The sequence below is a fragment of the Tsukamurella paurometabola DSM 20162 genome (genome assembly GCF_000092225.1).
Lineage (GTDB): Bacteria > Actinomycetota > Actinomycetes > Mycobacteriales > Mycobacteriaceae > Tsukamurella > Tsukamurella paurometabola.
On sequence record NC_014158.1, the window covers coordinates 2,479,569 to 2,504,547 of the forward strand.

The 24,979-nt window shown below is 65.8% G+C and carries 20 protein-coding genes and 3 rRNA genes; 5 read left to right on the forward strand and 18 right to left on the reverse strand.

The window, feature by feature from the left end; translation table 11 throughout:
- Window positions 1-130: 130 nt before the first annotated feature.
- The 8 genes from rrf to TPAU_RS11980 form a co-directional block, all read right to left on the reverse strand.
- A 5S ribosomal RNA gene (gene rrf, locus TPAU_RS11945) occupies window positions 131-247 on the reverse strand.
- Between the two features lie 132 nt (window positions 248-379).
- Window positions 380-3,468: ribosomal RNA gene (locus TPAU_RS11950) — 23S ribosomal RNA — on the reverse strand.
- Window positions 3,469-3,863: 395 nt separating this feature from the next.
- A 16S ribosomal RNA gene (locus TPAU_RS11955) occupies window positions 3,864-5,382 on the reverse strand.
- Together the 16S, 23S and 5S rRNA genes form the textbook arrangement of a ribosomal RNA operon.
- A gap of 651 nt (window positions 5,383-6,033) precedes the next feature.
- Window positions 6,034-7,302, reverse strand: a complete 1,269-nt coding sequence (gene tyrS, locus TPAU_RS11960; RefSeq protein ID WP_013127016.1) for a tyrosine--tRNA ligase — start codon at window positions 7,300-7,302, stop codon at window positions 6,034-6,036.
- A gap of 34 nt (window positions 7,303-7,336) precedes the next feature.
- On the reverse strand, window positions 7,337-7,924 hold the full coding sequence (locus tag TPAU_RS11965; protein WP_013127017.1) for a DNA-3-methyladenine glycosylase: 588 nt from the start codon (window positions 7,922-7,924) through the stop codon (window positions 7,337-7,339).
- Window positions 7,925-7,932: 8 nt separating this feature from the next.
- On the reverse strand, window positions 7,933-8,139 hold the full coding sequence (locus tag TPAU_RS11970) for a Trm112 family protein (RefSeq protein ID WP_041945005.1): 207 nt from the start codon (window positions 8,137-8,139) through the stop codon (window positions 7,933-7,935).
- A gap of 10 nt (window positions 8,140-8,149) precedes the next feature.
- Entirely contained in the window at window positions 8,150-9,226 is a 1,077-nt protein-coding gene (locus TPAU_RS11975; RefSeq protein WP_013127019.1) for an NAD(P)-dependent alcohol dehydrogenase, read from the reverse strand.
- Window positions 9,223-9,714: a DUF4334 domain-containing protein gene (locus TPAU_RS11980; protein ID WP_013127020.1), complete on the reverse strand. Its 492-nt coding sequence runs from the start codon at window positions 9,712-9,714 to the stop codon at window positions 9,223-9,225. Before TPAU_RS11980 ends, TPAU_RS11975 begins: the two co-directional genes overlap by 4 nt.
- A 152-nt stretch (window positions 9,715-9,866) precedes the next feature.
- On the opposite strand from TPAU_RS11980, the gene TPAU_RS11985 reads away from it, so the two are divergent.
- From TPAU_RS11985 to TPAU_RS11995, 3 genes are read left to right on the forward strand one after another with little or no spacing between them, the layout of a single operon-like run.
- A complete protein-coding gene (locus TPAU_RS11985) occupies window positions 9,867-10,598 on the forward strand; it encodes an ABC transporter ATP-binding protein (RefSeq protein WP_013127021.1) in 732 nt (243 codons plus the stop codon).
- Window positions 10,595-11,353: an ABC transporter permease gene (locus TPAU_RS11990; protein WP_013127022.1), complete on the forward strand. Its 759-nt coding sequence runs from the start codon at window positions 10,595-10,597 to the stop codon at window positions 11,351-11,353. Before TPAU_RS11985 ends, TPAU_RS11990 begins: the two co-directional genes overlap by 4 nt.
- Window positions 11,350-11,967 carry a TetR/AcrR family transcriptional regulator gene (locus TPAU_RS11995; RefSeq protein WP_013127023.1) on the forward strand — a complete coding sequence of 206 codons (618 nt, stop codon included), beginning with the start codon at window positions 11,350-11,352 and terminating at the stop codon, window positions 11,965-11,967. The genes TPAU_RS11990 and TPAU_RS11995 overlap by 4 nt, the downstream gene beginning before the upstream one ends.
- A gap of 70 nt (window positions 11,968-12,037) precedes the next feature.
- Here the strand turns inward: TPAU_RS11995 and argH are convergent, their stop codons facing one another.
- The 8 genes from argH to argC are packed head-to-tail and all read right to left on the reverse strand — an operon-like array spanning window position 12,038 to window position 20,682.
- A complete protein-coding gene (gene argH, locus TPAU_RS12000) occupies window positions 12,038-13,486 on the reverse strand; it encodes an argininosuccinate lyase (RefSeq protein WP_013127024.1) in 1,449 nt (482 codons plus the stop codon).
- Window positions 13,487-13,494: 8 nt separating this feature from the next.
- A complete protein-coding gene (gene argG / locus TPAU_RS12005; protein WP_013127025.1) occupies window positions 13,495-14,916 on the reverse strand; it encodes an argininosuccinate synthase in 1,422 nt (473 codons plus the stop codon).
- 23 nt (window positions 14,917-14,939) lie between these two features.
- Window positions 14,940-15,425 carry an arginine repressor gene (locus TPAU_RS12010; RefSeq protein WP_013127026.1) on the reverse strand — a complete coding sequence of 162 codons (486 nt, stop codon included), beginning with the start codon at window positions 15,423-15,425 and terminating at the stop codon, window positions 14,940-14,942.
- On the reverse strand, window positions 15,422-16,360 hold the full coding sequence (gene argF, locus TPAU_RS12015; protein WP_013127027.1) for an ornithine carbamoyltransferase: 939 nt from the start codon (window positions 16,358-16,360) through the stop codon (window positions 15,422-15,424). The genes TPAU_RS12010 and argF overlap by 4 nt, the downstream gene beginning before the upstream one ends.
- Window positions 16,357-17,538, reverse strand: coding sequence for an acetylornithine transaminase (locus TPAU_RS12020; RefSeq protein WP_013127028.1), 1,182 nt, complete (start codon window positions 17,536-17,538; stop codon window positions 16,357-16,359). Before TPAU_RS12020 ends, argF begins: the two co-directional genes overlap by 4 nt.
- Window positions 17,539-17,546: 8 nt before the next feature.
- The gene (argB, locus tag TPAU_RS12025) at window positions 17,547-18,452 is read right to left on the reverse strand and encodes an acetylglutamate kinase (RefSeq protein WP_013127029.1); all 906 of its coding nucleotides are present in this window, start codon (window positions 18,450-18,452) and stop codon (window positions 17,547-17,549) included.
- Entirely contained in the window at window positions 18,449-19,651 is a 1,203-nt protein-coding gene (argJ, locus tag TPAU_RS12030; protein ID WP_013127030.1) for a bifunctional glutamate N-acetyltransferase/amino-acid acetyltransferase ArgJ, read from the reverse strand. Before argJ ends, argB begins: the two co-directional genes overlap by 4 nt.
- Window positions 19,648-20,682 carry an N-acetyl-gamma-glutamyl-phosphate reductase gene (gene argC, locus TPAU_RS12035; RefSeq protein ID WP_013127031.1) on the reverse strand — a complete coding sequence of 345 codons (1,035 nt, stop codon included), beginning with the start codon at window positions 20,680-20,682 and terminating at the stop codon, window positions 19,648-19,650. Before argC ends, argJ begins: the two co-directional genes overlap by 4 nt.
- A gap of 151 nt (window positions 20,683-20,833) precedes the next feature.
- Here argC and TPAU_RS12040 point away from each other — a divergent pair, with 151 nt between their 5' ends.
- Window positions 20,834-21,049 (forward strand): hypothetical protein, encoded by a 216-nt coding sequence (locus tag TPAU_RS12040; protein WP_013127032.1) that lies wholly within the window; start codon window positions 20,834-20,836, stop codon window positions 21,047-21,049.
- Window positions 21,050-21,065: 16 nt separating this feature from the next.
- Here TPAU_RS12040 and TPAU_RS12045 read toward each other — a convergent pair whose 3' ends face one another.
- Both TPAU_RS12045 and TPAU_RS12050 read right to left on the reverse strand, forming a co-directional pair.
- Window positions 21,066-21,725 (reverse strand): PIG-L deacetylase family protein, encoded by a 660-nt coding sequence (locus TPAU_RS12045; RefSeq protein WP_041945009.1) that lies wholly within the window; start codon window positions 21,723-21,725, stop codon window positions 21,066-21,068.
- A gap of 27 nt (window positions 21,726-21,752) precedes the next feature.
- Window positions 21,753-22,946, reverse strand: a complete 1,194-nt coding sequence (locus tag TPAU_RS12050) for a helix-turn-helix domain-containing protein (RefSeq protein ID WP_041945010.1) — start codon at window positions 22,944-22,946, stop codon at window positions 21,753-21,755.
- 169 nt (window positions 22,947-23,115) lie between these two features.
- Here TPAU_RS12050 and TPAU_RS12055 point away from each other — a divergent pair, with 169 nt between their 5' ends.
- Window positions 23,116-24,978 (forward strand): NAD(P)-binding domain-containing protein, encoded by a 1,863-nt coding sequence (locus TPAU_RS12055; protein ID WP_013127035.1) that lies wholly within the window; start codon window positions 23,116-23,118, stop codon window positions 24,976-24,978.
- The last annotated feature ends 1 nt before the right edge of the window (window position 24,979 follow it).

Consider the following 24,979-nt stretch of genomic DNA (forward strand, 5'->3'; position numbering starts at 1 on the left):
CACCCGCTTCCCGCCGCCGTCCCGGCGACTCATCCCCATTACTGTACTTCCAACGGCGAAAGCCCCTGGGGTGTGGAGCACGATGTGCTCGACACGATCCCCAAGGGCTTTCATCCTGTATCTAATTTTAGTCCGGCGGTGTCCTACTCTCCCACACCCTCACGAGTGCAGTACCATCGGCGCTGGAGGGCTTAGCTTCCGGGTTCGGAATGGAGCCGGGCGTTTCCCCTCCGCTATGGCCGCCGTAACACTGCGAAACAACACATGTGTTGTCTCAGACATTGCATAGTGGACGCGAACCAAACCCTGCGGCTTGGTTTCTTTCATTGTTACATGCTCTTGTTAGCACACACGTGTTCGTTTTGGCGAATGTTATGTGTGTGGTAAGTCCTCGACCGATTAGTACCAGTCACCTGCACGCATTACTGCGCTTCCAGTTCTGGCCTATCAACCCCATAGTCTGTAGGGGGTCTTACCCACTCAAGGTGGTGAGAAACCTAATCTTGGAACAGGCTTCCCGCTTAGATGCTTTCAGCGGTTATCCCTTCCGAACGTAGCCAACCAGCCGTGCTCCTGGTGGAACAACTGGCACACCAGAGGTTCGTCCGTCCCGGTCCTCTCGTACTAGGGACAGCCTTCCTCAAGTTTCTAACGCGCGCGGCGGATAGAGACCGAACTGTCTCACGACGTTCTAAACCCAGCTCGCGTGCCGCTTTAATGGGCGAACAGCCCAACCCTTGGGACCTACTCCAGCCCCAGGATGCGACGAGCCGACATCGAGGTGCCAAACCATCCCGTCGATATGGACTCTTGGGGAAGATCAGCCTGTTATCCCCGGGGTACCTTTTATCCGTTGAGCGACACCGCTTCCACTTGCCGGTGCCGGATCACTAGTCCCGACTTTCGTCCCTGCTCGACCTGTCAGTCTCACAGTCAAGCTCCCTTGTGCACTTGCACTCAACACCTGATTGCCAACCAGGCTGAGGGAACCTTTGGGCGCCTCCGTTACATTTTGGGAGGCAACCGCCCCAGTTAAACTACCCACCAGGCACTGTCCCTGAACCAGATCATGGTCCGAGGTTAAGGTATCCAATACGATCAGAGTGGTATTTCAACAACGACTCCACGAACACTGGCGTGCCCGCTTCACAGTCTCCCACCTATCCTACACAAACCGAACCGAACACCAATACCAAGCTATAGTGAAGGTCCCGGGGTCTTTTCGTCCTGCCGCGCGTAACGAGCATCTTTACTCGTACTGCAATTTCGCCGAGTCTGTGGTTGAGACAGCAGAGAAGTCGTTACGCCATTCGTGCAGGTCGGAACTTACCCGACAAGGAATTTCGCTACCTTAGGATGGTTATAGTTACCACCGCCGTTTACTGGGGCTTAAATTCTCAGCTTCGCCTTACGGCTAACCGGTCCTCTTAACCTTCCAGCACCGGGCAGGCGTCAGTCCATATACATCGTCTTACGACTTCGCATGGACCTGTGTTTTTAGTAAACAGTCGCTTCTCTCTGGTCTCTGCGACCCCACCCAGCTCCGACCGTAAAGATCATCACCAGACGAGGTCCCCCTTCTCCCGAAGTTACGGGGGCATTTTGCCGAGTTCCTTAACCACAGTTCTCTCGATCTCCTTGGTATTCTCTACCTGACCACCTGTGTTGGTTTGGGGTACGGGCCACATCAGATCTCGCTAGAGGCTTTTCTCGGCAGCATAGGATCATGGAATTCGCCGCAACGGCTACGCATCACCTCTCAGGCATCATGAGATCCGGATTTGCCTAGATCTCGCCCTACAGGCTTACACCAGTACAACCACTGACTGGCCCCACTACCTTCCTGCGTCACCCCATCGCTTGACTACTACCAGCCGAGGTCCCGTGCATCCACACCACCGTCACCCGAAGGTGATCAAGGTGCTTCAGGACGGTTAGTACAACTGATTCATCAGGGGCGATCTGACACGGGTACGGGAATATCAACCCGTTGTCCATCGACTACGCCTGTCGGCCTCGCCTTAGGTCCCGACTCACCCTGGGAGGATTAACCTAGCCCAGGAACCCTTGGTCATCCGGAGGACAAGTTTCTCACTTGTCATTCGCTACTCATGCCTGCATTCTCACTCGCGCAGCCTCCACAACTAGGTCACCCTGCTGCTTCTACGGCTGCACGACGCTCCCCTACCCACCCACAGTCAAAACTGTGAGTGCCGCGGCTTCGGCGGTGTACTTGAGCCCCGCTACATTGTCGGCGCCCAGCCACTAGACCAGTGAGCTATTACGCACTCTTTCAAGGGTGGCTGCTTCTAAGCCAACCTCCTGGTTGTCTTCGCGACCGGACATCCTTTTCCACTTAGTACACGCTTAGGGGCCTTAGCCGGCGATCTGGGCTGTTTCCCTCTCGACTACGAAGCTTATCCCCCGCAGTCTCACTGCCACGTTCTCACTTACCGGCATTCGGAGTTTGGCTGACGTCAGTAACCTGTGAGGGCCCATCGGCCATCCAGTAGCTCTACCTCCGGCAAGAAACACGTGACGCTGCACCTAAATGCATTTCGGGGAGAACCAGCTATCACGGAGTTTGATTGGCCTTTCACCCCTACCCACAGCTCATCCCCTCAGTTTTCAACCTAAGTGGGTTCGGGCCTCCACAACATCTTACTGCTGCTTCACCCTGGCCATGGGTAGATCACTCCGCTTCGGGTCCAGACCCGGCGACTCACACGCCCTATTCGGACTCGCTTTCGCTACGGCTACCCCACAACGGGTTAACCTCGCCACCGAGCACTGACTCGCAGGCTCATTCTTCAAAAGGCACGCCATCACCCCACAACGAGGGCTCTGACGGATTGTAAGCACACGGTTTCAGGTACTATTTCACTCCCCTCCCGGGGTACTTTTCACCTTTCCCTCACGGTACTAGTCCGCTATCGGTCGCAAGGTAGTATTTAGGCTTACCGAGTGGTCTCGGCAGATTCACAGCGGATTTCACGGGCCCGCTGCTACTCGGGAATCCATCACAACAGTCACCACGTTTTCGGTTACAGGACTCTCACCCTCTCCGGCAGACCATTCCAGGCCACTTCACCTAACATGATGATTTCTTACTGTCGTCCAGCCAGGTAGAACTGAAACGATGAACCCCACAACACCACACACACAACCCCTACCCGGTATCACATGTGCATGGTTTAGCCTCATCCGCTTTCGCTCGCCACTACTCACGGAATCACTATTGTTTTCTCTTCCTGAGGGTACTGAGATGTTTCACTTCCCCTCGTTCCCTCCACACCGCCTATATATTCAGCGGCAGGTAACACCACATGACTGGTGCTGGGTTTCCCCATTCGGAAATCCTCGGATCACAGCTCGGTTGACAGCTCCCCGAGGCATATCGCAGCCTCCCACGTCCTTCATCGGCTCCTTGCGCCAAGGCATCCACCGTGCGCCCTTAGACACTTACAACACACAAAACACACACCAAACACACAACAACGCATGCTCAATGCATTCTCATGACATAAGCGCCAAAAAAACACAAACAAAATGCTTACACAGAAACATGTAAAATTACAGAAACAAAAACCACTGAACCAGAAAACTGGAACAGAAGTTGATGCTCGCGTCCACTATACAATTCTCAAACAACACACACCACCCCACCGACACCCACAACCGCAGGCACAGACATGAAGCAGCAAGAGAAGAACGTGCCCTCTCAGACACCCAACAGTGTATCGATGAACCCCGAACCCCCACACACAGCAGGAGAAAAGAGCCCAAGAAAGTCAGTGTTCCACCCATAATGAGCGACCGCGCAGCCACACTCGGGCTGACAAACGGCACTAAATGCTCCTTAGAAAGGAGGTGATCCAGCCGCACCTTCCGGTACGGCTACCTTGTTACGACTTCGTCCCAATCGCCAATCCCACCTTCGACAGCTCCCTCCACAAGGGTTAGGCCACCGGCTTCGGGTGTTACCGACTTTCATGACGTGACGGGCGGTGTGTACAAGGCCCGGGAACGTATTCACCGCAGCGTTGCTGATCTGCGATTACTAGCGACTCCGACTTCATGGGGTCGAGTTGCAGACCCCAATCCGAACTGAGACGCGCTTTAAGGGATTCGCTCCACCTCACGGTATCGCAGCCCTCTGTACGCGCCATTGTAGCATGTGTGAAGCCCTGGACATAAGGGGCATGATGACTTGACGTCATCCCCACCTTCCTCCGAGTTGACCCCGGCAGTCTCTCACGAGTCCCCACCATTACGTGCTGGCAACATGAGACAAGGGTTGCGCTCGTTGCGGGACTTAACCCAACATCTCACGACACGAGCTGACGACAGCCATGCACCACCTGTATAGAAGGCACAAGGCAAACCACATCTCTGCGGCGATCCTCTATATGTCAAACCCAGGTAAGGTTCTTCGCGTTGCATCGAATTAATCCACATGCTCCGCCGCTTGTGCGGGCCCCCGTCAATTCCTTTGAGTTTTAGCCTTGCGGCCGTACTCCCCAGGCGGGGTACTTAATGCGTTAGCTACGGCACGGATCCCGTGGAAGGAAACCCACACCTAGTACCCACCGTTTACGGCGTGGACTACCAGGGTATCTAATCCTGTTCGCTACCCACGCTTTCGCTCCTCAGCGTCAGTTACTGCCCAGAGACCCGCCTTCGCCACCGGTGTTCCTCCTGATATCTGCGCATTCCACCGCTACACCAGGAATTCCAGTCTCCCCTACAGTACTCAAGTCTGCCCGTATCGCCTGCAGGCCCGAGGTTAAGCCTCGGGTTTTCACAGACGACGTGACAAACCGCCTACGAGCTCTTTACGCCCAGTAATTCCGGACAACGCTTGCACCCTACGTATTACCGCGGCTGCTGGCACGTAGTTGGCCGGTGCTTCTTCTGTAGGTACCGTCACTTGCGCTTCGTCCCTACTGAAAGAGGTTTACAACCCGAAGGCCGTCATCCCTCACGCGGCGTCGCTGCATCAGGCTTGCGCCCATTGTGCAATATTCCCCACTGCTGCCTCCCGTAGGAGTCTGGGCCGTGTCTCAGTCCCAGTGTGGCCGGTCGCCCTCTCAGGCCGGCTACCCGTCGTCGCCTTGGTAGGCCATTACCCCACCAACAAGCTGATAGGCCGCGGGCCCATCCTGTACCGCAAAAGCTTTCCACCAACCCCCATGCAGGAGAAGGTCATATCCGGTATTAGACCCAGTTTCCCAGGCTTATCCCAAAGTACAGGGCAGGTCACCCACGTGTTACTCACCCGTTCGCCACTCGTGTACCCCCGAAAGGGCCTTACCGTTCGACTTGCATGTGTTAAGCACGCCGCCAGCGTTCGTCCTGAGCCAGGATCAAACTCTCCATAAAAAACACTAGAAACACAAAATGTTTCAGCGTAATCCAGGAAATCCTGAACAAAACGAAAACACTGACAAAAATCAATGTCTTCAAAAAAATATCTCGCAAAGAAATAAACGAGAAAAGCCACAACACAAAACAACAAAAATTGTTATTGTGCGTGCCAAAAATTGGCACTGACAATTCATCGACACACTGTTGAGTTCTCAAAGAACACGCCCAACGCGGCCGGCCACACCCTCCGGGTCTGGCCCGCACCTTCGCAGGCACTTGTTCAAAGTTACTCCGTTGTAACTCGCCTGTCAAGGCGGGCCTCTCTGGAGCAACCGTTCCAGCTTAGATCAGAGTCGGTCTCGGAGTCAAATCCGAGGCCGGCTCGTGCATCGTGCCGGGTCTTCGATCTACCGTCTGACCTGGGCTTTTCGGCCCCGTCCTGGTCGGCGTCTCGCTGACTTGGAATAAGTTACGCACCGTGGAACGAACAATCAAATCCGCTGGTCAGCCTGTAACTTGCCGTTAATCTGCGCAGGTCAGAGGCTTGGGCTCGGCGGGAGCCCGGGAAATCCTACCAATGTGATCCGTCGCACATCGCGGTTCTCGGTGGCCGGAACACCCCCGTGCGATCCGCTCGCGTGCCGCTGACCTGCGCAGTTGACGGCCTCAGAGGAACCGGGCGCCCGCAAACGACTTCTTACCGCGGCGGAGCACCAGCCACGAACCGTGCAAGAGGCCGCCGGCCGTGGGTTCCCAGTCCTCCGATTCGATCTTCACATTGTTGGCGTAGGCGCCACCTTCACGCACGGCGCGACGTGCGGCGCCCTTCGAATCGGAGAGCCCCGTCGCCACCAGGAGATCGACGATTGTGCGCGGCTCCCCCGCTCGGACCTCGGCCACCGACGCCTCTTCCAGCGCGGCGGCGAGCGTCGACTCGGGAAGGTCGGCGAGGTCGCCGCGACCGAAGAGCGCCTGCGAGGCCAGCTCTACCGCGCGGGTCTGGTCCGCGCCGTGCACCAGCGTGGTCATCTCCGCCGCGAGCCGCTTCTGCGCGGTGCGCTTCTGCGGTGCCTCGGTGGTCTCCCGCTCCAGCTCGTCGATCTCGTCCTTCGACAGGAAGGTGAACCAGCGCAGGTAGCGGATGACATCGGCGTCGGCCGTGTTCACGAAGTACTGGTACCAGGCGTACGGGCTGGTCAACTCCGGATCCAGCCACAACGAGCCGCCACCGGTCGACTTGCCGAACTTCTTACCGTCCGACGAGGTCACGAGCTGGGTAGTCAGGGCGTGAACGTGCCGGCCGTCGATCTTCCGGTTGAGGTCCACACCGGCCACGATGTTTCCCCACTGATCGGAGCCGCCGGTCTGCAACGCGGCGTCGTACCGGCGGGCGAGCTCCACGTAGTCGTAGGCCTGGAGCAGCATGTAGCTGAACTCCGTGTAGCTGATCCCGTCGGACTCGAGGCGGCGCTTGACGGTGTCGCGGGCGAGCATCACGTTGATCGAGAAGTGCTTACCCACGTCCCGCAGGAAGGTGGGCACGTTCATCTGCCCGTGCCAGTCCAGGTTGTTCACCAGGATCGCAGCGTTCTCACCCTCGAAAGAGACGAATCGCTGCAGCTGGGTGTCGATCTTCGCGGCCCACTCGGCCACGGTGTCCACGGAGTTCATCACGCGTTCGCCCACGTCACGGGGGTCGCCGACCTGCCCTGTCGCGCCGCCGCCCAGCACGATCGGGCGGTGGCCCGCCTCCTGGAAACGGCGCAGCGTGAGCAACTGGACGAGGTGTCCCGCGTGCAGCGACGACGCAGTGGGGTCGAATCCGGCATAGAGCGTGATCGGCCCCGCGGCGAGACGCTCGCGAAGCGCCTCGAGATCGGTGGACTGCGCGATCAGGCCGCGCCAGGACAGTTCCTCCAGAATGTCTGCACTCACGCATCCATTGTGGCCGATCTGGAGAAGCCCGTGGTCAGCGGCTCACCGATGGATGCCCGGCGAGCCAGAGACGCCACGGCAGGTCGACGGCCTTGGTGATCCCGATCCGCGGTCCCGCCGCGACCGGGCCCCGTCGGGCTGCGATCTCCAGCCTGACCTCCGAGAACGGTCGGAGCACGTCGATCCCCTTGTCGGCCACGGTGATCCCGAGTGCCTGGCCGAGTCGTCCCGGTCCGGCCGCAAGCCGGGCGTCGGGATCGCGGACCGCGCGGCGCTCGCGCACCAGGTCGACGCCCGATTCGATGGCGGCGGCCCGGAGCAGGACTCCCCCGCCCTCACCGTCGGGACCCGCGGTGATGTTCACGCACTGATGTATGCCGCACGAGAGGTACACGTACAGATGACCAGCAGGTCCGAACATCACCTCATTGCGCGGCGTGGGCCCGGGATAGGTGTGCGCGGCGGGGTCGGGCCAGCGCCCACCTTCAGGGGATCCGTACGCCTCGACCTCGACGATCCGCGCCCGCACCGGCCCGACCTCCAGAACGGATCCCAAAATCAGTCGCGCAGCGCGAAGTGGGTGGTCAGCGAGCCGGGCCCGCACGTCCCGGGAATTCGTCACGTGACGAGTTAGCCGACAGCGCGCGCCAGGATCGACTCGTGTTCGGCGTCGTCGACGTCACGCGCCTCCGTGATCAGAAGAACGGGCAACCCGTCCTCGATCGGGTAGGCGCGCCGTAGCCGCGGGTTGTAGAACAGCTCGTCCGGCACGTACAGCAGCGGCCCTTTGTCCTGCGGGCAGGCGAGGATCTTCAGCAGCGTCGCGTCGATGGGCATGTCCGCCATGCTACCCAGCCTTCGGGATCCACACGGGTTTGACCGCCGTGCCCTCCTTCGCCGCAACCCACGCCTGGTCGAAATCGGTGAACGTGGTCACGATGCGATCCACCGGTAGCCTGCCGTCGGCGACCGCACGGGCGAGTTCGGGCAGGAATTCCGCGGGGTCGGAGTCACCCTCGATCACGCCGATCACCCGCAGCCCTCGGGTCATGATCAGCATCACCGGCAGCTCGGCGGACGCGGCACCGAGCCCCACCACCGCGAGAGAACCCCGCGGTCGCAGGGTGAGCACAGCCTGAGCGAGCACCTCGGGCCGGGCGGTGGTGTCGACCGCGGCATGGGCGCCTCCACCGGTCGCCTCGATAACCTGTTGTGCCGCTTGGGGTCCCGCCTCCACGGCGTGGGTGGCGCCCAGTTGCAGCGCGAGCTCGCGCCGGTCGGCCCGGGGATCCACGGCCACGATGGTGGTGGCGCCGGCCAGGACGGCGCCCATCACGGCAGCGAGCCCCACGGCTCCGGTGCCGAACACGACCACCGACTCGCCCGGCTGCACCCGCAGCGCCCGGGTCACCGTGCCGACGCCGGTCTGCACACTGCACCCGAGTGGGGCGGCCAGCTCGAACGGCAGCTCGCCGATCGGGATCACGTTGCGGTCGGTGGCGAGCGCGTACCCGGCGAAGCTGGACTGCCCGAAGAAGCCACCGGTAACCGGGGTGTCTCCCGAGCGAATCCCGGGGATTCCCAGGTAGTTCCGAGTGATCGCCTGGTCACAGTAGCCCGGCGTGCCGCCCGCGCAGAACTCGCACGCACCGCAGCTGTCGAAGGTGAGGCAGACGCGCTCGCCCACGGCGAGCCCCGTCGCCTCGGGGCCGAGTGCCTCGACGGTGCCGGCACCCTCGTGCCCCAGGATCACCGGCAGGCCCTGTTCCGGCCACTGTGCAGCGAGGGTGAGATCGGTGTGGCACACGCCGACGGCGGCGATCCGCACCAGCACCTGATTGCCGGCCGGGTCCGGTATCTCGACCTCCAGGCGCGACGGAGCGGCACCCCGCGCCATGACGGCCCGTGCGACGGTGCCGGTCATCGGTCCGCCAGGCAGCCACCGGACGGTGCGGGGCGGCTGTCTCGTTCGAGATAGAAGTAGAAGTAGGGCGCCTGCAGCTTCTTCCCGGTCATGATGCCCATCACCGTGTCGTCGTCGACCTTGGCGAAGTGGTCGATCACGGGCTGCCCGTCGTAGACCATCGAGGCGGTCACCGTGCCGTCGAAGTCGATCAGCCGCAACGTCGCCTCCCCCTTGCCCAGCGCGATGTTGGAGAACTTCTCACCGCTCTCATCGAGGCACACCAGCGGCTGCACGTCGTTCGCGGATCGGAAGGTCTTGCCGTACCAGCGCGCCGTCGCCAATGCTCCGTCCATCGGGTGCCCGGACGGAAGCTCGCCGCCGCGCCAGCTCCCCAGGAGGAAATCGATGCTCACGGGTTCGAGCTGCGCGAACAGCGTGGCGAGCTCGTGGGGATCGGATTGGCGCGGATCATCGATGAGATCGCGCACGGTGCGCTCTGCAGTCATACCTCGATGTTATCGGTGATTCTCCAGTGGGCGACCAGAAACGGGAACACGTTCACCGGTTGTGCGATGTCATCTCTTGACGCGCACGGGCCCAGGAGCGCACAATTCACCAAACGATGAATTCATCGTAGAGTGAATTACTTGGAGGCGCCATGACCAGCGCGATCACCCTCGCCGACCTCACCGTCGTGCGATCCCGGACCACAGTCCTCGACCACATCAGCGCCGAGATCCCCGCGGGAGCGATCACCGGCCTGCTCGGCCCGTCGGGCTCGGGCAAGACCACCCTGATGCGGGTGATCGTGGGAGCACAGCGGATCACCGACGGCACCGCGACGGTGCTCGGCCGCCCCGCAGGCAGTCCGGACCTGCGGGCCCGCGTCGGCTACACCACGCAGTCCCCCGCCGTCTACGGCGACCTCACCGTGGCGCAGAACGTCGAATACTTCGGCGCGCTGTACCCCGCACGTCGCGCCACCACGCAGACCGACGCCGCCGAGGCTATCGACGCCGTCGGCCTGGGCGCGTTCGCCGACCGCCGGGCCGATGCGCTCTCGGGCGGCCAGCGCTCCCGGGTGAGCATCGCGTGCGCGCTGGTCGCTCACCCGGAGCTACTCATCCTCGACGAGCCCACCGTCGGCCTCGACCCGCTGCTGCGCGCTGAGCTGTGGGAACGGTTCACGGCGATGGCCGCCGCGGGAACCACGCTGCTCGTCTCCAGCCACGTCATGGACGAGGCCGCGCACTGCGCCCGCCTGCTCCTGCTGCGTGAGGGGCGCCTCGTCGCCGAGCTCGCACCGTCGGACCTGTTGGCCCGCACCGGCGCACCCACCCTGGACGACGCGTTCCTCGCGCTCGTCCGCGAACAGGAGGCCACGGCATGAGCACCGTCCTGAATCCGAGCATCACCCGCGCGACCACGCTGCGCGTGCTCCGGCAGCTGCGTGCTGATCCGCGGACCATCGCCATGATCGTGGTGGTGCCCACGGCGCTGCTGACGCTCATGTACTTCCTCTACCGCGACTCCCCCGGCGGCACAGCGCTGTTCAGCCGCATCGCACTGGTGCTCCTGGGCGTGCTGCCCTTCGCGCTGATGTTCATCGTCACCTCGATCGCCATGCAGCGCGAACGGGTTTCGGGCACGCTCGAACGGCTGCTCACCACACCGCTCGCCAAGGCCGACCTGCTGCTCGGCTACGCGGTCGCCTTCTCGGTCGCGGCGACGGCGCAGGCGGTGGTCGCGACCACGGTGGCGGCGTATCTACTCGGCATGGAGACGGCCGGCAGCGTGTGGCTGGTGATACTCATCGCGGTGGTCGACGCCTGGCTCGGCGTCGCGCTGGGACTACTGTTCAGCGCTTTCGCCCGCACCGAATTCCAGGCCGTGCAGTTCATGCCGATCGTCGTGGTGCCGCAGATCTTCCTGTGCGGCCTGCTCGTCCCGCACGACGCCATGCCCGGCTGGCTGCAGGGCATCGCCGACGTCCTGCCGATGACGTACGCGGTGAAGGCGCTGCAGGAGGTGGGTGCCCACGGTTCCGCGACCACCACGATGTGGACCTCGCTCGCGGTGGTCGCCGGATTCGCCGTCGCCGCGCTGGCGCTCGCCGCGGCCACCCTGCCGCGCACAGTCGCGTGAGCGGGCCCGCCCGTAGATCCGGCCGGCGCACCGGCAGCCCGGACACCCGCGCCGAGATCCTCACCGCCGCCCGGACCGCGTTCGCGCGCGGCGGGCTCGCGGGCACCACGGTCCGCTCGATCGCGGAGGCCGCAGGCGTGGATTCCGCTCTCGTGCACCACTACTTCGGCACGAAACAGGATCTGTACCTCGCGGCGCTCGCGATCCCCGTCGACCCCGAGTTCGTGCGGGCGCCGCTGCGGGAGGCACCCCTCGACGATGCCGCCCGCGCACTGCTGCGGGCCCTCCTGACCATGTGGGACGGGCCCCTGCGCGACGTAGGCGTCGCGGTGATCCGCACCAACCTCGGCAACAGCGGTGACCCGGCGATCGTCCGCGGCTTCCTGCTGGAGATCGCCCTCGCCGAGCTGATCGGCCGGATGGAGGCCGGCCCCGGCGACGGTGTGCTCCGCGCGAATCTCATGGTGGCCCAGGTTTTCGGACTGCTGGTCGCGCGGTACATCGTCGGCTTCGAGCCCCTCGCCTCGCTCACCGTCGACGAGGTCGTCGACCTCGCCGCTCCCCCGCTCCAGCAGGTCATCACCGGCCCGCTGCATCACCCCGACCGCGATTGAACACTGTTACCGCGACGATTCTCCCAGGTGGGCGTCGCGATAACAGTGTTCAATCGCGGCCGAGGGGTGGTTAGGCGGTGGTTTCGGCCCAGGTGCGGAGAGCGGGCAGGGTGGCGGTAACGCGCTCGAGCTGCTTCTCCACCGCCGACGGGGCGGTGCCGCCGCGGGCGTCACGGGAGGAGACGGAGCCGCGCACCGTGAGCACCTCGCGGACCTGCGGGGTGAGCGCCGGGTGGATCGCCGCGAACTCCTCGTCGGTGAGACCGTCGAGGCCGACGCCGCGGGACTCGGCGGCGCGCACGCACTCGCCCGCCGCCTCGTGCGCGACGCGGAAGGGCACTCCCTGCCGCACCATCCATTCCGCCACGTCCGTGGCGAGGGTGAAACCGGCCGGGGCCAAAGCACCCATGCGGTCCGGGTGGAAGGTGAGCGTGGCGGTGAGCCCGGCGACGGCCGGCAGCAACAGCCGCAGCTGCTCCACCGAATCGAACACCGGCTCCTTGTCCTCCTGCAGGTCGCGGTTGTACGCGAGCGGCTGCGCCTTGAGCGTCGCCAGCAGTCCCGACAGGTTGCCGATGAGCCGGCCGGCCTTGCCGCGGGAGAGCTCGGCGACATCGGGATTCTTCTTCTGCGGCATGATCGAACTGCCCGTGGACCACGCGTCCGCGAGAGTTATGTAGCCGAACTCGGCCGTGCTCCACAGGATCACATCCTCGGACCAGCGCGACAGGTCCACGGCGATCTGCGCGAACACGTACGCCGCCTCGGCGGCGAAATCGCGTGAGGCGGTGGCGTCGAGGCTGTTATCCGCCGCGGAATCGAAACCGAGATCGGCCGCGATGGCATCCGGATCGAGCCCCAGCGACGACCCGGCCAGGGCACCGGAACCGTACGGCGAGATCGCGATCCGCTTGTCCAGATCCTGCAGCCGCTGCACATCCCGCAGCAACGGATGCGTGTAGGCGAGCAGGTGGTGCGAGAGCAGGATCGGCTGCGCGGCCTGCAGGTGCGTTTTACCGGGCAGGATCACGTCGGGGTTGGCCTGCGCCTGCGCGACGAAGGCGTCCACCACGTCGAGCACGCCGACGGCGACCAGCCGCACCGCGTCGCGCAGCCACATCCGGAAGAGGGTGGCCACCTGGTCGTTCCGCGACCGGCCCGCGCGCAGCCGGCCGCCGACCTCGGGGCCGGCCCGCTCGATGAGCCCGCGTTCCAGCGCACCGTGCACGTCCTCGTCGGACTCGGCCGGTTGGAAGGCGCCGGAAGCGACGTCGTCCCCGAGTCGGGTGAGCGCCGCGAGCATGGCCTCCAGGTCCGCGTCGGACAGCAGCCCCGCGCGGTTGAGCACGCGGGCGTGCGCCTGCGACGCGCGCACGTCGTACGGGGCCAGCGCCCAGTCGAAGTGCGTGGACTTGCTCAGCGCGGCCATCGCCTCGGCGGGGCCGGACGCGAACCGTCCGCCCCAGAGGCTGCCCTCGTTGGTGCCGTGCTTCCCGGCGTTACCCGCGTTCTCGCTCAACGGATCTCCTAGTCGGTGCCGAGGTCGAACGCGGCGTGATTGCTCGCCTCGTCGAGGGCGGACGGAATCTTCTCGCCGCCGGACACGATGGCATCGGCGCCACCCTGCTCCAGCTCGCCGACCAGTGCCGCGGTCTCGCCCGCGACGATGCCCTGGACCGCGTACTGCTCGAGGCGCGAGCGCGAGTCCGCGATGTCGAGGTTGCGCATGGTGAGTTGGCCGATCCGCTCGTCGGGGCCGAAGGCGGCGTCGCCGACGCGCTCCATCGAGAGCTTCTCGGGGTGGTACGAGAGGTTGGGGCCACTGGTATCGATGATCGAGTAGTCGTCGCCGCGGCGCAGGCGCAGCGTGACGGAGCCCGTGACGGCGGACGCGACCCAGCGGATGATCGCTTCACGCTGCATGAGCGACTGCGGGTCCAGCCAGCGGCCCTCGTACATCAGGCGACCCAGCCGACGGCCCTCGTTGTGGTACGTGGCGATGGTGTCCTCGTTGTGGATCGCGTTCACCAGGCGCTCGTAGGTGGCGTGCAGCAGCGCCATGCCCGGCGCCTCGTAGATGCCGCGCGACTTGGCCTCGATGATCCGGTTCTCGATCTGGTCCGAGATGCCCAGGCCATGGCGGCCGCCGATGCGGTTGGCCTCGCGGACCAGCTCGACCGGGTCGGAGTACTCGACGCCGTTGATCGCGACCGGCACGCCGGCTTCGAAGGTGACGGTGACGTCCTCGGTCGTGATCTCGACGGACTCGTCCCACGGGGCGACGCCCATGATCGGGTCGACGATGACGACGCCGGTGTTGAGGTACTCCAGGTCCTTCGCCTCGTGCGTGGCGCCCCAGATGTTGGCGTCGGTCGAGTAGGCCTTTTCGGTGGAGTCACGGTACGGGAAGCCGTGCGCGACGAGCCATTCGCTCATCTCCTTGCGGCCGCCGAGCTCGGTGACGAACTGCGAGTCGAGCCACGGCTTGTAGATGCGCAGCGACGGATTCGCCATGAGGCCGTAGCGGTAGAACCGCTCGATGTCGTTGCCCTTGTACGTGGAGCCGTCGCCCCAGATGTCGACGCCGTCCTCCTTCATGGCCCGCACCAGCATGGTGCCCGTCACGACGCGGCCGATCGGAGTGGTGTTGAAGTAGGTCTTGCCGCCCGAGCGGATGTGGAAGGCGCCGGTCTGCAGCGCGGCGATGCCCTCCTGCACCAGCAGCGGCTGCACGTCCACCAGTCGCGCGATCTCGGCGCCGTACTCCTTGGCGCGGCCGGGAACCGCGTCGATGTCCGGCTCGTCGGGCTGGCCGATGTTTGCGGTGTAGGTGCAGGGGACGGCGCCCTTGTCGCGCATCCAGGCGACGGCCACGGAGGTGTCGAGGCCACCGGAGAAGGCGATACCGACACGCTCGCCGACGGGCAGGGTGGAGAGGACCTTAGACATGGGGAAAGCCTATCTGTCAGGGATTACGCCAGCGCCACCAGGCGCTCGGCGAGGTCTTTGCCGGTCAACGGCTCGCGGGCGATGACGAGCACGGTGTCGTCGCCGGCGACGGTGCCGACCACCTCCGGCAGCGAGGACCGGTCGAGGGCGCTCGCGAGGAAGTTGGCGGCACCGGGCGGAGTACGCAGGACGCAGATGTTGCCGCTGTGGTCGGTGGACACCAGCAGTTCTCCCAGCAACCGGGAGAGCCGCTCGGTGCCGCCGGAGACACCGCGCACGGGTGAGCCGTCCTCGGGGACCACATAGACGCCGGTGCCACCATCGGCGCCGCGCAGTTTCACCGCGCCCAGTTCGTCCAGATCGCGGGAGATCGTGGCCTGGGTCGCCTCGTAGCCGTTGCGCACCAGGAGCGCCTGCAATTCAGCCTGGCTGTGTACCTGATGGTTGGCCAGGATCTCGACGATCGCCGCCTGCCGTCCGGCGCGTGTGGCGAGCGGCTGATCGGTCATGACTGCTCCAACAACCACGCCAGCAGCGCCTTCTGGGCGTGCAGCCGGTTCTCTGCCTCGTCGAAGACGGCGGACTGCGGGCCGTCGATCACCTCGTCGGTGATCTCGTCACCGCGGTGGGCGGGCAGGCAGTGCAGGACGATCGCATCGGGATCGGCGTGCGCGAGCAGTTCGGCGTTCACCTGGTAGGGGCGGAACGGTGCGGTGCGGTCCAGCCCGTCGTCCTCCTTCCCCATCGAAACCCAGGTGTCGGTGACCACCACGTCGACACCGGCGACGGCGAGCACCGGATCGTCGATCACACTGACCTCGGCGCCGGTCTGCTTCGCCCGCTCGCGGGCCGCCTCCACGAACCGCGGATCGGGCCGGAAGCCCTCCGGACCGCTGACGGTGACGTCGATGCCCGCGTTCGCGCAGCCCAGCATGTAGCTGTTGGCCATGTTGTTGGCTGCATCGCCGAGGTAGGTGAGCTTGAGCCCTGCCACCGACCCGGTGCCTTCCGCGCCCTTGCGCTCGGCGATGGTCTGCAGATCCGCGAGGATCTGACAGGGGTGGAAATCGTCGGACAATGCGTTGATCACGGGCACGGTCGAATGCTGCGCCAGTTCTTCGAGACCGGCCTGCGAATAGGTGCGCCAGACGATCGCGTCGACGAACCGCGACAGCACCCGCGCGGTATCGGCCAGCGATTCGTCGCGCCCCATCTGTGTGGACTTGCTATCCACCACCACGGGATGCCCGCCGAGCTGGGCGATACCCACATCGAAGCTGAACCGCGTGCGGGTGGAGTTCTTATCGAACAGCACGCCGACGCCCTTAGGGCCCTCCAGCGGGCGACGCGAGAAGGGCGACGCCTTCAACTCCGGTGCGAGTGCGAGCACCTCGCGCAGTTCGGCGGGGCTGAGGTCGTCGTCGCGGAGAAAGTGACGGGTCATGATGTCTCCTGGGCTGATTCAAGGAGGGCGGGTAGGGCTGAGACGAAGCGGTCGGCCTGCTCGTCGGTGAGGACGAGGGGCGGGGCGAGTCTGACCACATCGGGCTGTGCGGCGTTGACCAGGAATCCCGCATCCCGCGCACCGGTCTCGATCGCCTTGGCCACGGGTCGGGCCAGGGTGATGCCCAGCAGCAGGCCGGAGCCGCGCACGCCGGTGACCAGCGGGTGACCGAGCGATTCGATCTCGGCACAGATGTGCTTACCGAGCGCGTCGGCGCGCTCGGCCAGCCCCTCCTCCTCGATCACGTCGAGGACGGCGTTCGCGGCTGCGGCGGCGATCGGGTTGCCACCGAAGGTGGTTCCGTGTTGGCCGGGGGCGAGCAGATCGCCCGTGGCGCCGACAGCGACGGTGGCGCCGATCGGCAGGCCGCCGCCGAGTCCCTTGGCCAGCGTGAAGACGTCGGGCGTGACGCCTGCCTTCTGGTACGCGAAAAGTGTTCCGGTGCGTGCGATCCCGGTCTGCACCTCGTCGAAGACCAACAGTGCGCCGGCCTTGGAGGCCGCAGCGCGGGCGGCGGCGAGATATCCCGCGGGCGGCACCACGACGCCGCCCTCCCCCATGATCGGCTCGAGGAAGATGGCGGCGGCCCCCTCGGCGGCCGCCTCGAGGGCGGGCGCATCGCCGTAGGGCACGTGGGTCACCGACTCCAGGAGCGGCAGGAACGGCTCGCGCTTGGGCGGTTGACCGGTGAGGGTGAGCGTTCCCATCGTGCGCCCGTGGAAGGCGCCTTCGGCGGCGACCATCGCGGCGCGGCCGGTGCGCCGGCCGATCTTGATCGCGGCCTCGTTGGCCTCGGCACCCGAATTGCCGAAGAAGACACGGGTTCCCGGCACGCCGACGGCCTCGGTGAGCCGCTCGGCCAGGCGCACCACGGGCTCGCTGATGTAGAGATTCGAAACGTGACCGAGCGTACTGAGTTGCTTCGTGACGGCCTCGATGATCTTCGGGTGGGCATGCCCGAGTGCATTGACCGCGATACCGCCGAGAAGGTCGACGTATTCCTTGCCGTCGGCGTCGGTGACCTGCGCGCCGCGCCCGGACACCAGGGCGATCGGCGGAGTGCCGTAGGTGTCCATCACGGCGGCCTTCCACCGCTGCTGCATCGACTGATTCGTCATCGTTTCTCTCAGATCCAGGTTGATGGGGCGGCGACCGGCGCGGTCACCATGGTGCCGATGCCCTCGCGGGTGAACAGCTCCAGGAGCACCGAATGCGGTATCCGGCCGTCGATCACGTGCGCGGTGGGCACGCCGCCGTTGACCGCACGCAGACACGCTTCCATCTTCGGCACCATGCCGGCGTCCAGGCTCGGGAGCAGTGCGGTGAGGGCGTCGGTGTCGATCTCCGAGGTGAGCGAGGACCGGTCGGGCCAGTCGGTGTACAGCCCCTCGACGTCGGTGAGAACCACCAGCTTCTGGGCGCCGAGTGCCTCGGCGAGGGCCGCGGCGGCGGTGTCGGCGTTGATGTTGTGCACCACACCGCCCGCGTCGGGAGCGATGGTCGAGATCACCGGGATGCGGCCCGCCGCGATGAGATCGTTCACCGCATCCGGGTTCACCGAGGTCACATCACCCACGAGGCCGATGTCGGTGAGCTCACCGTCGACCATCACCTGCCTTCGGGTGGCGGTGAACAGATGCGCGTCCTCGCCCGACATGCCGACCGCGAGCGGGCCGTATGAGTTGATCAGCCCGACGAGCTCGCGCCCCACCTGGCCGAAGAGCACCATGCGGACCACGTCCATCACCTCGGGGGTGGTGACACGGAAGCCGCCACGGAACTCCCCCTCCATGCCGAGGCGCCGCAACATGGCGTTGATCTGCGGACCGCCACCGTGCACCACCACGGGGTGAATGCCGGCGGTGCGCAGGAACACCATGTCCTGAGCGAAGGAGCGCTTGAGATCGTCGTCGACCATGGCATTGCCGCCGTACTTGATCACGACGGTCTTGCCGTGGAATTCCTGCAACCAGGGCAGGGCCTCGGCGAGCACGCCAGCCTTATCGAGCGGCGTGAGATCGGGCGCGCTCATGAGGAGTACGCCGAGTTCTCTTCGACGTAGGCGTGCGAGAGATCCGTCGTGCGGATCGTCGCGGCGCCACGCCCGAGACCGAGATCGACGGTGACGTCGATCTCGGGACCGGAGAGGTCTACCTCTCGCGCCCCCGGTACGCCACAACCGTTCTCAGCGATCGGCTGCCCGTTGAAGGAGACGGTCAGCTTGTCGTGCACCAGATCGATGGGCGCGATGCCGATCGCCGCCATGACGCGGCCCCAGTTCGGATCACTACCGAACAGCGCGGTCTTGACCAGGTTGTCGCGGGCGATCGCGCGGGCACCGATCAGCGCCTCCTCCTCGGAGACCGCACCGGTCACGGTGATGAGGATGCGTTTGGTCACTCCCTCGGCGTCACTCTGCAGCTGTGCGGCGAGATCATCGCAGACCGCGCGCACCGCGGCATTGAGTTCCTCCTGCGTGCAGTGCTTCTCGCTGGCGCCGCTGCTGAGCAACAGGACGGTGTCGTTGGTGGAAGTGGAGCCGTCCACATCGAGCCGCTCGAACGTATAGGCGGTGGCGTAGCGCAGCGCCTCATCCAACTGTTCCGGTGTGGCGACCAGATCCGTGGTGAGCACCACGAGCATCGTTGCGAGCGAAGGCGCCATCATGCCGGCGCCCTTGGCCATACCGCCGACGTTCCAACCACCGGAGTGGTGCAGTGCGGTCTCCTTCGGCACGGTGTCGGTGGTCATGATGGCGTGCGCCGCATCGGTTCCGCCGGTCATGCCGCCACCCATCTCGCGCACGATCTCCGTGACGCCGGCGAGCACCTTGTCCATGGGCAGCCGGTCTCCGATGAGCCCTGTCGAGCACACGGCGACCTCGCCGGCACCCGTCTCACTGCCCCAGTGGCTCAGCGCATCGGCGACCTTCTCGGCGGTGGCGTGGGTGTCCTGGAAGCCGCCGGGTCCGGTGCACGCGTTGGCACCGCCCGAGTTGAGGATCACCGCGCGCAGGCGACCGTCCTTGAGCACCTGCTCACTCCACAGCACGGGGGCGGCCTTGACCTTGTTGCGTGTGAAGACACCGGCCGCGGTGTAATGCGGGCCTTCGTTGAGCACAAGCGCCAGGTCGGGTTTACCGGAGGCCTTGATACCGGCCGCGATGCCCGCCGCCTTGAATCCCAGGGGCGCGGTGACACCCTGATTCCGAACGAGTTTGAAAGTGCTCACGGTGCGACTCCTACGGTGGACAGGCCAGCGGTCTCGGACCAGCCGAGCGCGAGGTTCATGGACTGCACGGCGCCGCCGCCGGTGCCCTTGGTGAGATTGTCGATGGCAGCCGTCGCGACGAGCCGACCGGCGCGCTCGTCGACGGCGACCTGAACCTGGACGGCGTTGCTGCCGAGTACCGACTTCGTCTGCGGCTGTACACCTTCCGGGAGAAGGTGCACGAAAGGCTCGTCGGCGTACGCGGCGGCGTAGGCCGCGCGGGCCTGTTCCTGCGTCGCGCGAGTCTGGGCGGTGCAGGTCGCGAGGATGCCTCGCGCCATCGGCACCAGCACCGGGGTGAACGAGACGGTGACCGGCGTATGCGCTGCGGCCGAGAGATTCTGGCTGATCTCCGGGGTGTGGCGGTGCGTGGTGACGCCGTAGGCGCGCGCCGAACCGTGGACCTCGGAGGCGAGCAGGTCGACCTTGGCGGCGCGGCCGGCCCCCGAGGTGCCGCTCACCGCGACGACGGTGACATCGTGCGTGACGATCCCGGTGACGACGGCGGGCAGCAGAGCGAGGGTCGACACCGTCGGATAACACCCGGGGACGGCGATCCGGCTCGCACCGGAGAGCACGTCGCGGTTGCCGGGGAGCTCCGGGAGGCCGTAGGGCCAGGTGCCGGCGTGCTTGCTGCCGTAGTAGTGCTCCCAATCGGCGGCGTCCTTGAGCCGGTAGTCGGCGCCGCAGTCGATGATGAGTGTGGACGGCGGCAGTGCCTCGGCGATCTCTGCGGACTTACCGTGGGGCAGGCCGAGGAAGACGACATCGTGACCGCGCAGGATGTCCGGGGTGGTCTCCTGCAGAACCCGATCGGCGAGCGGCAGCAGGTGCGGATGGTGCTCGAACAGCGTGCTGCCGGCGTTTCCACCGGCGGTCAGCGCGCCGATGGTGAGCTCGCCGGCGAGGTAGTGCGGGTGGTTCAGCAGCAGCCGCAGGATCTCTCCCCCGGCGTAGCCGCTCGCGCCCGCGATGGCCACGGAAACAGTCATGCAATGATTATGCATCACTATGCAAGCGTATTCACATGCGGCCCGGTTCACGGTTCCCGGCAACCCACAGTCGAGACTCAGCCCCTCGTCAGGGACCGTCGGCATGGTGGAAGAACGTAACGAAACGATCTCATCCGCCGAAGGACTGAACATGAACAACAACGCCAACGCCATGACGCAGCCGCTGTCGCTGGCCACCGCGCGCCGCGAGCGCGGCGTGCGCGGCACCGTCAACCGCATCCTCGACGGCTTCGCACCGCGCGTGGAGAACCGGGCCATGCTGGTCAAGATGGGCCGGGGCCGCCCCAGCCTGGTGGGCGATCACACCCGCGGCAACCACATCACGCAGGCCTTCCACATCAGCTGACCACGCCGCCGCCCGCCTACGGCAGCGCGGAGAACCCGACGGCGTGCGCGAACTCCCCTCGCGGGAGGCACGCCCACTTCACCTGTTCACGAGCCTGCTCGATCACCGGCGTCGACGGATCGAGCACAGACAAGTACTGCCTGTGCTCCGCGAGCGACTCGACCGCCCGCTCGGTGTACCCGGTCACATCCACCACCAGGGTGGGCTCGGGCGAACTCTGATACGCCGTGACGCCGGCCGCCCGGGCCGCTTCGGCGACCGCGGCGGTGAACTCCATGTGGTCGCTCTGATTCGGTGCGCCGGGTGCCCATTCGGCGCCGCCCCAGATGGTGAACACCAGATCGGGCGCGTGCTCGGAGATCGACGCGGCGATCGCAGCCCGCAGCTCCGGGGTGTTGCGGACGTTCGAATCGGGAAAGCCCCAGAACCGCACGTCGTCCACCCCGACGACCGCGGCGGACCGTCGCTGTTCCTCCTCGCGTACCGGCCCGGCGGTCGTGGGCGACATGCCTTCGATCCCCGCCTCACCCGACGTCGCGAGCCCGTACGCCACCGCTTTGCCCTGCGCCGTCCACCGAGCCACGGCCGCCGCCATCCCGTACTCCGGATCGTCCGGATGCGCTACCAGCACCAGCGCCGTGTTCCAGTCCTCGGGGAAGATCTGCGGCTCGCTCACGGCACTCACGCTAGAGGTCGGGACCGGTCAGCGCAGCAACTCGACGCAGACGCCGTCGGCGAACCGGTACGGCTGCGCCGCGATCAACCCTGAGAGCACTCGTCGCAGCCGCGAGATCTCCGCGCGCACCGTGACCACCCGCGAACCGTCACCGAACAACGACGAAGCGAGCTGCGAGGCCGTGTGCCCGGCACCGTCGGCCAACAGTTCGAGGATCTGCGCGTGCCGCGGCGACAGCTGGTGCCGCCACTGACCCGCCGCACCCAGCACGCTCACCTCGGGCGTCCGATCGGCCCGCACGTCGACGGTGACCCGCGTGCGCTCGGCCAGGGAATCGGTCGCGACCGGCCGCAGCAGCCACCCGCCGGGCAGCGGTTCGACGGTGCACTCACCCAACTCCGGAAGCCACAGGTGCGAGCCCTCCATCACCGCGGGCAACGTGACCCGGGCCCGATGCCCGAGCCTGCCGACCGCCGCGACCCAGCCGTGCGTGTCCACGACCAGCCCGGGGCCCGTGATCCCCGCTAACAGCGGCGCCGCGACGGTGCGCAACTGCTCCAGCCCGGCCTGATGCGATTCCCGCAGTCGCGCCTCCGCCAATCCGGCAACCGCCGCGACCAGGGCGAGCGTGGTGGGATGCACGGTATGCGCCGGTCCGCTCACATCGACGACGCCCAGCAGGGCGCCGGTACGGCGGTCCCGAATCGGAGCGGCGGAGCAGGTCCACGGGTGCTGATTGCGCGCGAAGTGCTCGGCGGAGAAGGTCTGCACGGCACCGCGGGCGGCGAGCGCGGTACCGATCGCGTTGGTGCCCACGTCATTCTCGCCCCAGGCGGCGCCCTCGACGAAGCCCAACGCATCGGCCTGGCGCAGCACACGCGGGGCTCCGGTGCGCCAGAGCAAGCGCCCCTCGGCGTCGGAGACGACCATGATGCTCGATCCACCGTCGATGATCGGTGCGAGCCCGCCCTCCAGATCATCGATGACCGAGGCCAAGCCCGATGCACGGCGCAACCGCGCCACCTCGGCGGCGTTCACCGCGGGCGCGGCATCGTCGTCGGGCAGGAGACCCGCGGCGCGAACCCGTTCCCAGGAATCACCGATCACCTCGCGCGGCCGGGCCGGGGGACGCTCGCCCGCCATCGTCGCGTCGTAGACCTCGGCGAGGAGCCGCGCGTACGACCGCGGATCCTCGCCGTGCGCCACCGCGGGCTCGACCATCTGTGCCACACCCCGATTCTGCACGGCGACGAGGGCCGCCACGGCGGATTCGACGTCGGGCGCGCATCCCGCGCCCCCGCTGCAACCGGACGCAACCCTTGTCGCACCCGTCCCACCGGAGTGTGATGCAGAACACACAGATCAGCCGTTCGAGACGAAGGAGCACCCCATGACCGCGATCGCCGACGTGGAACCGAACACCCTCACCGATCCGCAGCAGCGAGTGGACGCATGGCTGGCACGGTTCGAGGCGGCGCTCGTCGCCCGCGACATCGCCGCCGTGACGGATCTGTTCGAACCCGGCGGATTCTGGCGCGACCTGGTGTCGTTCACCTGGAACCTGCATACCAGCGAGGGACGCGATCAGATCGCGGCGATGCTCACCGAACGCCTCGACGGCGCCGATCCCAGCGGCTTCGTGACCACCGATCCCGCGACCGGCGACGAGGTGGCCGAGGCCTTCATCGGCTTCGAGACCGGTGTCGGCCGCGGCAAGGGACACCTGCGGGTGCGCGCCGGTGAGGACGGCGTGGATCGTGCCTGGACCCTGCTGACCACCCTGCGCGAGCTGAAGGGCCATGAGGAATCCTTCGGCGAGCGCCGCCCGATGGGGGCGGTACACGGCGCGCACAATACCGCCGCCACCTGGGCCGAGCGCCGCGAGCAGGAGGAGGCCGAACTCGGCTACGCCGTGCAACCGGACACCCTGGTGATCGGCGGCGGGCAGGGCGGCATCGCACTCGGCGCCCGTCTCCGGCAACTCGGCGTGCCGGCACTCGTGATCGACAAGCACGACCGCCCGGGCGACCAGTGGCGCGGCCGGTACAAGTCGCTGTGCCTGCATGATCCGGTCTGGTACGACCACCTGCCCTACCTGCCGTTCCCGGCCAACTGGCCCGTCTTCGCGCCCAAGGACAAGATCGGTGACTGGCTGGAGATGTACACCCGCGTCATGGAGGTGCCGTACTGGTCGCGCACCGAGGCCCTCTCCGCCGCCTACGACGAGGTGAAGGGCGAGTGGACCGTCGAGGTCCTCAAGGTGACCCGCGACGACGAGACCGGCGACGAGGCCGTGGAACGACTCACTCTGCACCCGAAACAACTGGTGCTGGCCACCGGCATGTCGGGCAAGCCGAACGTGCCCGACTTCCCTGGCATGGAGGACTTCCGTGGCGAGCAGCATCATTCGAGCCGCCACCCGGGACCCGATGCGTATGCGGGCAAGAAGGTGGTGGTGATCGGCGCCAACAACTCCGCGCTCGACATCAGCAAGGCGCTCATCGAAGCCGGGGCCGAGGTCACCATGGTGCAGCGCAGTTCCACGCACATCATCAAGTCGGAGTCGCTGATGGAACACGGGCTCGGCGACCTGTACAGCGAGCGAGCCGTCGCGAACGGCGTGACCACCGACAAGGCGGACATGATCTTCGCCTCGCTGCCCTACCGGATCATGAACGAGTTCCAGAAGCCGATCTACGACAAGGTCCGCGAGATCGACGCCGATTTCTACGCCGGCCTCGAAAAGGCAGGATACGAACTCGATTTCGGTGACGACGACTCGGGCCTGTTCATGAAGTACCTGCGCCGCGGCTCGGGCTACTACATCGACGTCGGCGCGGCGGGTCTGATCATCGACGGCTCGATCACGCTGGCCAGGGGCGGCGTGGACCACCTGACCGAGGACGCTGTGGTGCTCCAGGACGGCACCGTGCTGCCGGCCGATCTCGTGGTGTACGCCACCGGCTACGGCTCGATGAACGGCTGGGCGGCCGACCTCATGGGCCAGGACACCGCCGACCGGCTCGGCAAGTGCTGGGGCCTCGGGTCCGACACCACCAAGGACCCGGGCCCCTGGGAGGGCGAGCAGCGCAACATGTGGAAGCCCACGCAGGTACCGGGCCTGTGGATGATGGGCGGCAACCTGCACCAGTCACGGCACTACTCGCTGTACCTGGCCCTGCAGCTCAAGGCCCGCTACGAGGGCATCGACACCCCCGTCTACCAGCTGGCCGAGGTGCACCACACCAGCTAGC

Bases quoted from the DNA above. Each gene is read 5' to 3' on its own strand.
- TPAU_RS11970 (WP_041945005.1), bottom strand. From the start codon at position 8,139: ATGCCCATCGACGCGACGCTGCTGAAGATCCTCGCCTGCCCGCAGGAC.
- TPAU_RS11975 (WP_013127019.1), bottom strand. From the start codon at position 9,226: ATGACCGGCACCGTCGCACGGGCCGTCATGGCGCGGGGTGCCGCTCCG.
- TPAU_RS11980 (WP_013127020.1), bottom strand. From the start codon at position 9,714: ATGACTGCAGAGCGCACCGTGCGCGATCTCATCGATGATCCGCGCCAA.
- TPAU_RS11985 (WP_013127021.1), top strand. From the start codon at position 9,867: ATGACCAGCGCGATCACCCTCGCCGACCTCACCGTCGTGCGATCCCGG.
- TPAU_RS11990 (WP_013127022.1), top strand. From the start codon at position 10,595: ATGAGCACCGTCCTGAATCCGAGCATCACCCGCGCGACCACGCTGCGC.
- argG (WP_013127025.1), bottom strand. From the start codon at position 14,916: ATGTCTAAGGTCCTCTCCACCCTGCCCGTCGGCGAGCGTGTCGGTATC.
- TPAU_RS12010 (WP_013127026.1), bottom strand. From the start codon at position 15,425: ATGACCGATCAGCCGCTCGCCACACGCGCCGGACGGCAGGCGGCGATC.
- argF (WP_013127027.1), bottom strand. From the start codon at position 16,360: ATGACCCGTCACTTTCTCCGCGACGACGACCTCAGCCCCGCCGAACTG.
- TPAU_RS12020 (WP_013127028.1), bottom strand. From the start codon at position 17,538: ATGACGAATCAGTCGATGCAGCAGCGGTGGAAGGCCGCCGTGATGGAC.
- argB (WP_013127029.1), bottom strand. From the start codon at position 18,452: ATGAGCGCGCCCGATCTCACGCCGCTCGATAAGGCTGGCGTGCTCGCC.
- argC (WP_013127031.1), bottom strand. From the start codon at position 20,682: ATGACTGTTTCCGTGGCCATCGCGGGCGCGAGCGGCTACGCCGGGGGA.
- TPAU_RS12040 (WP_013127032.1), top strand. From the start codon at position 20,834: ATGAACAACAACGCCAACGCCATGACGCAGCCGCTGTCGCTGGCCACC.
- TPAU_RS12050 (WP_041945010.1), bottom strand. From the start codon at position 22,946: ATGGTCGAGCCCGCGGTGGCGCACGGCGAGGATCCGCGGTCGTACGCG.
- TPAU_RS12055 (WP_013127035.1), top strand. From the start codon at position 23,116: ATGACCGCGATCGCCGACGTGGAACCGAACACCCTCACCGATCCGCAG.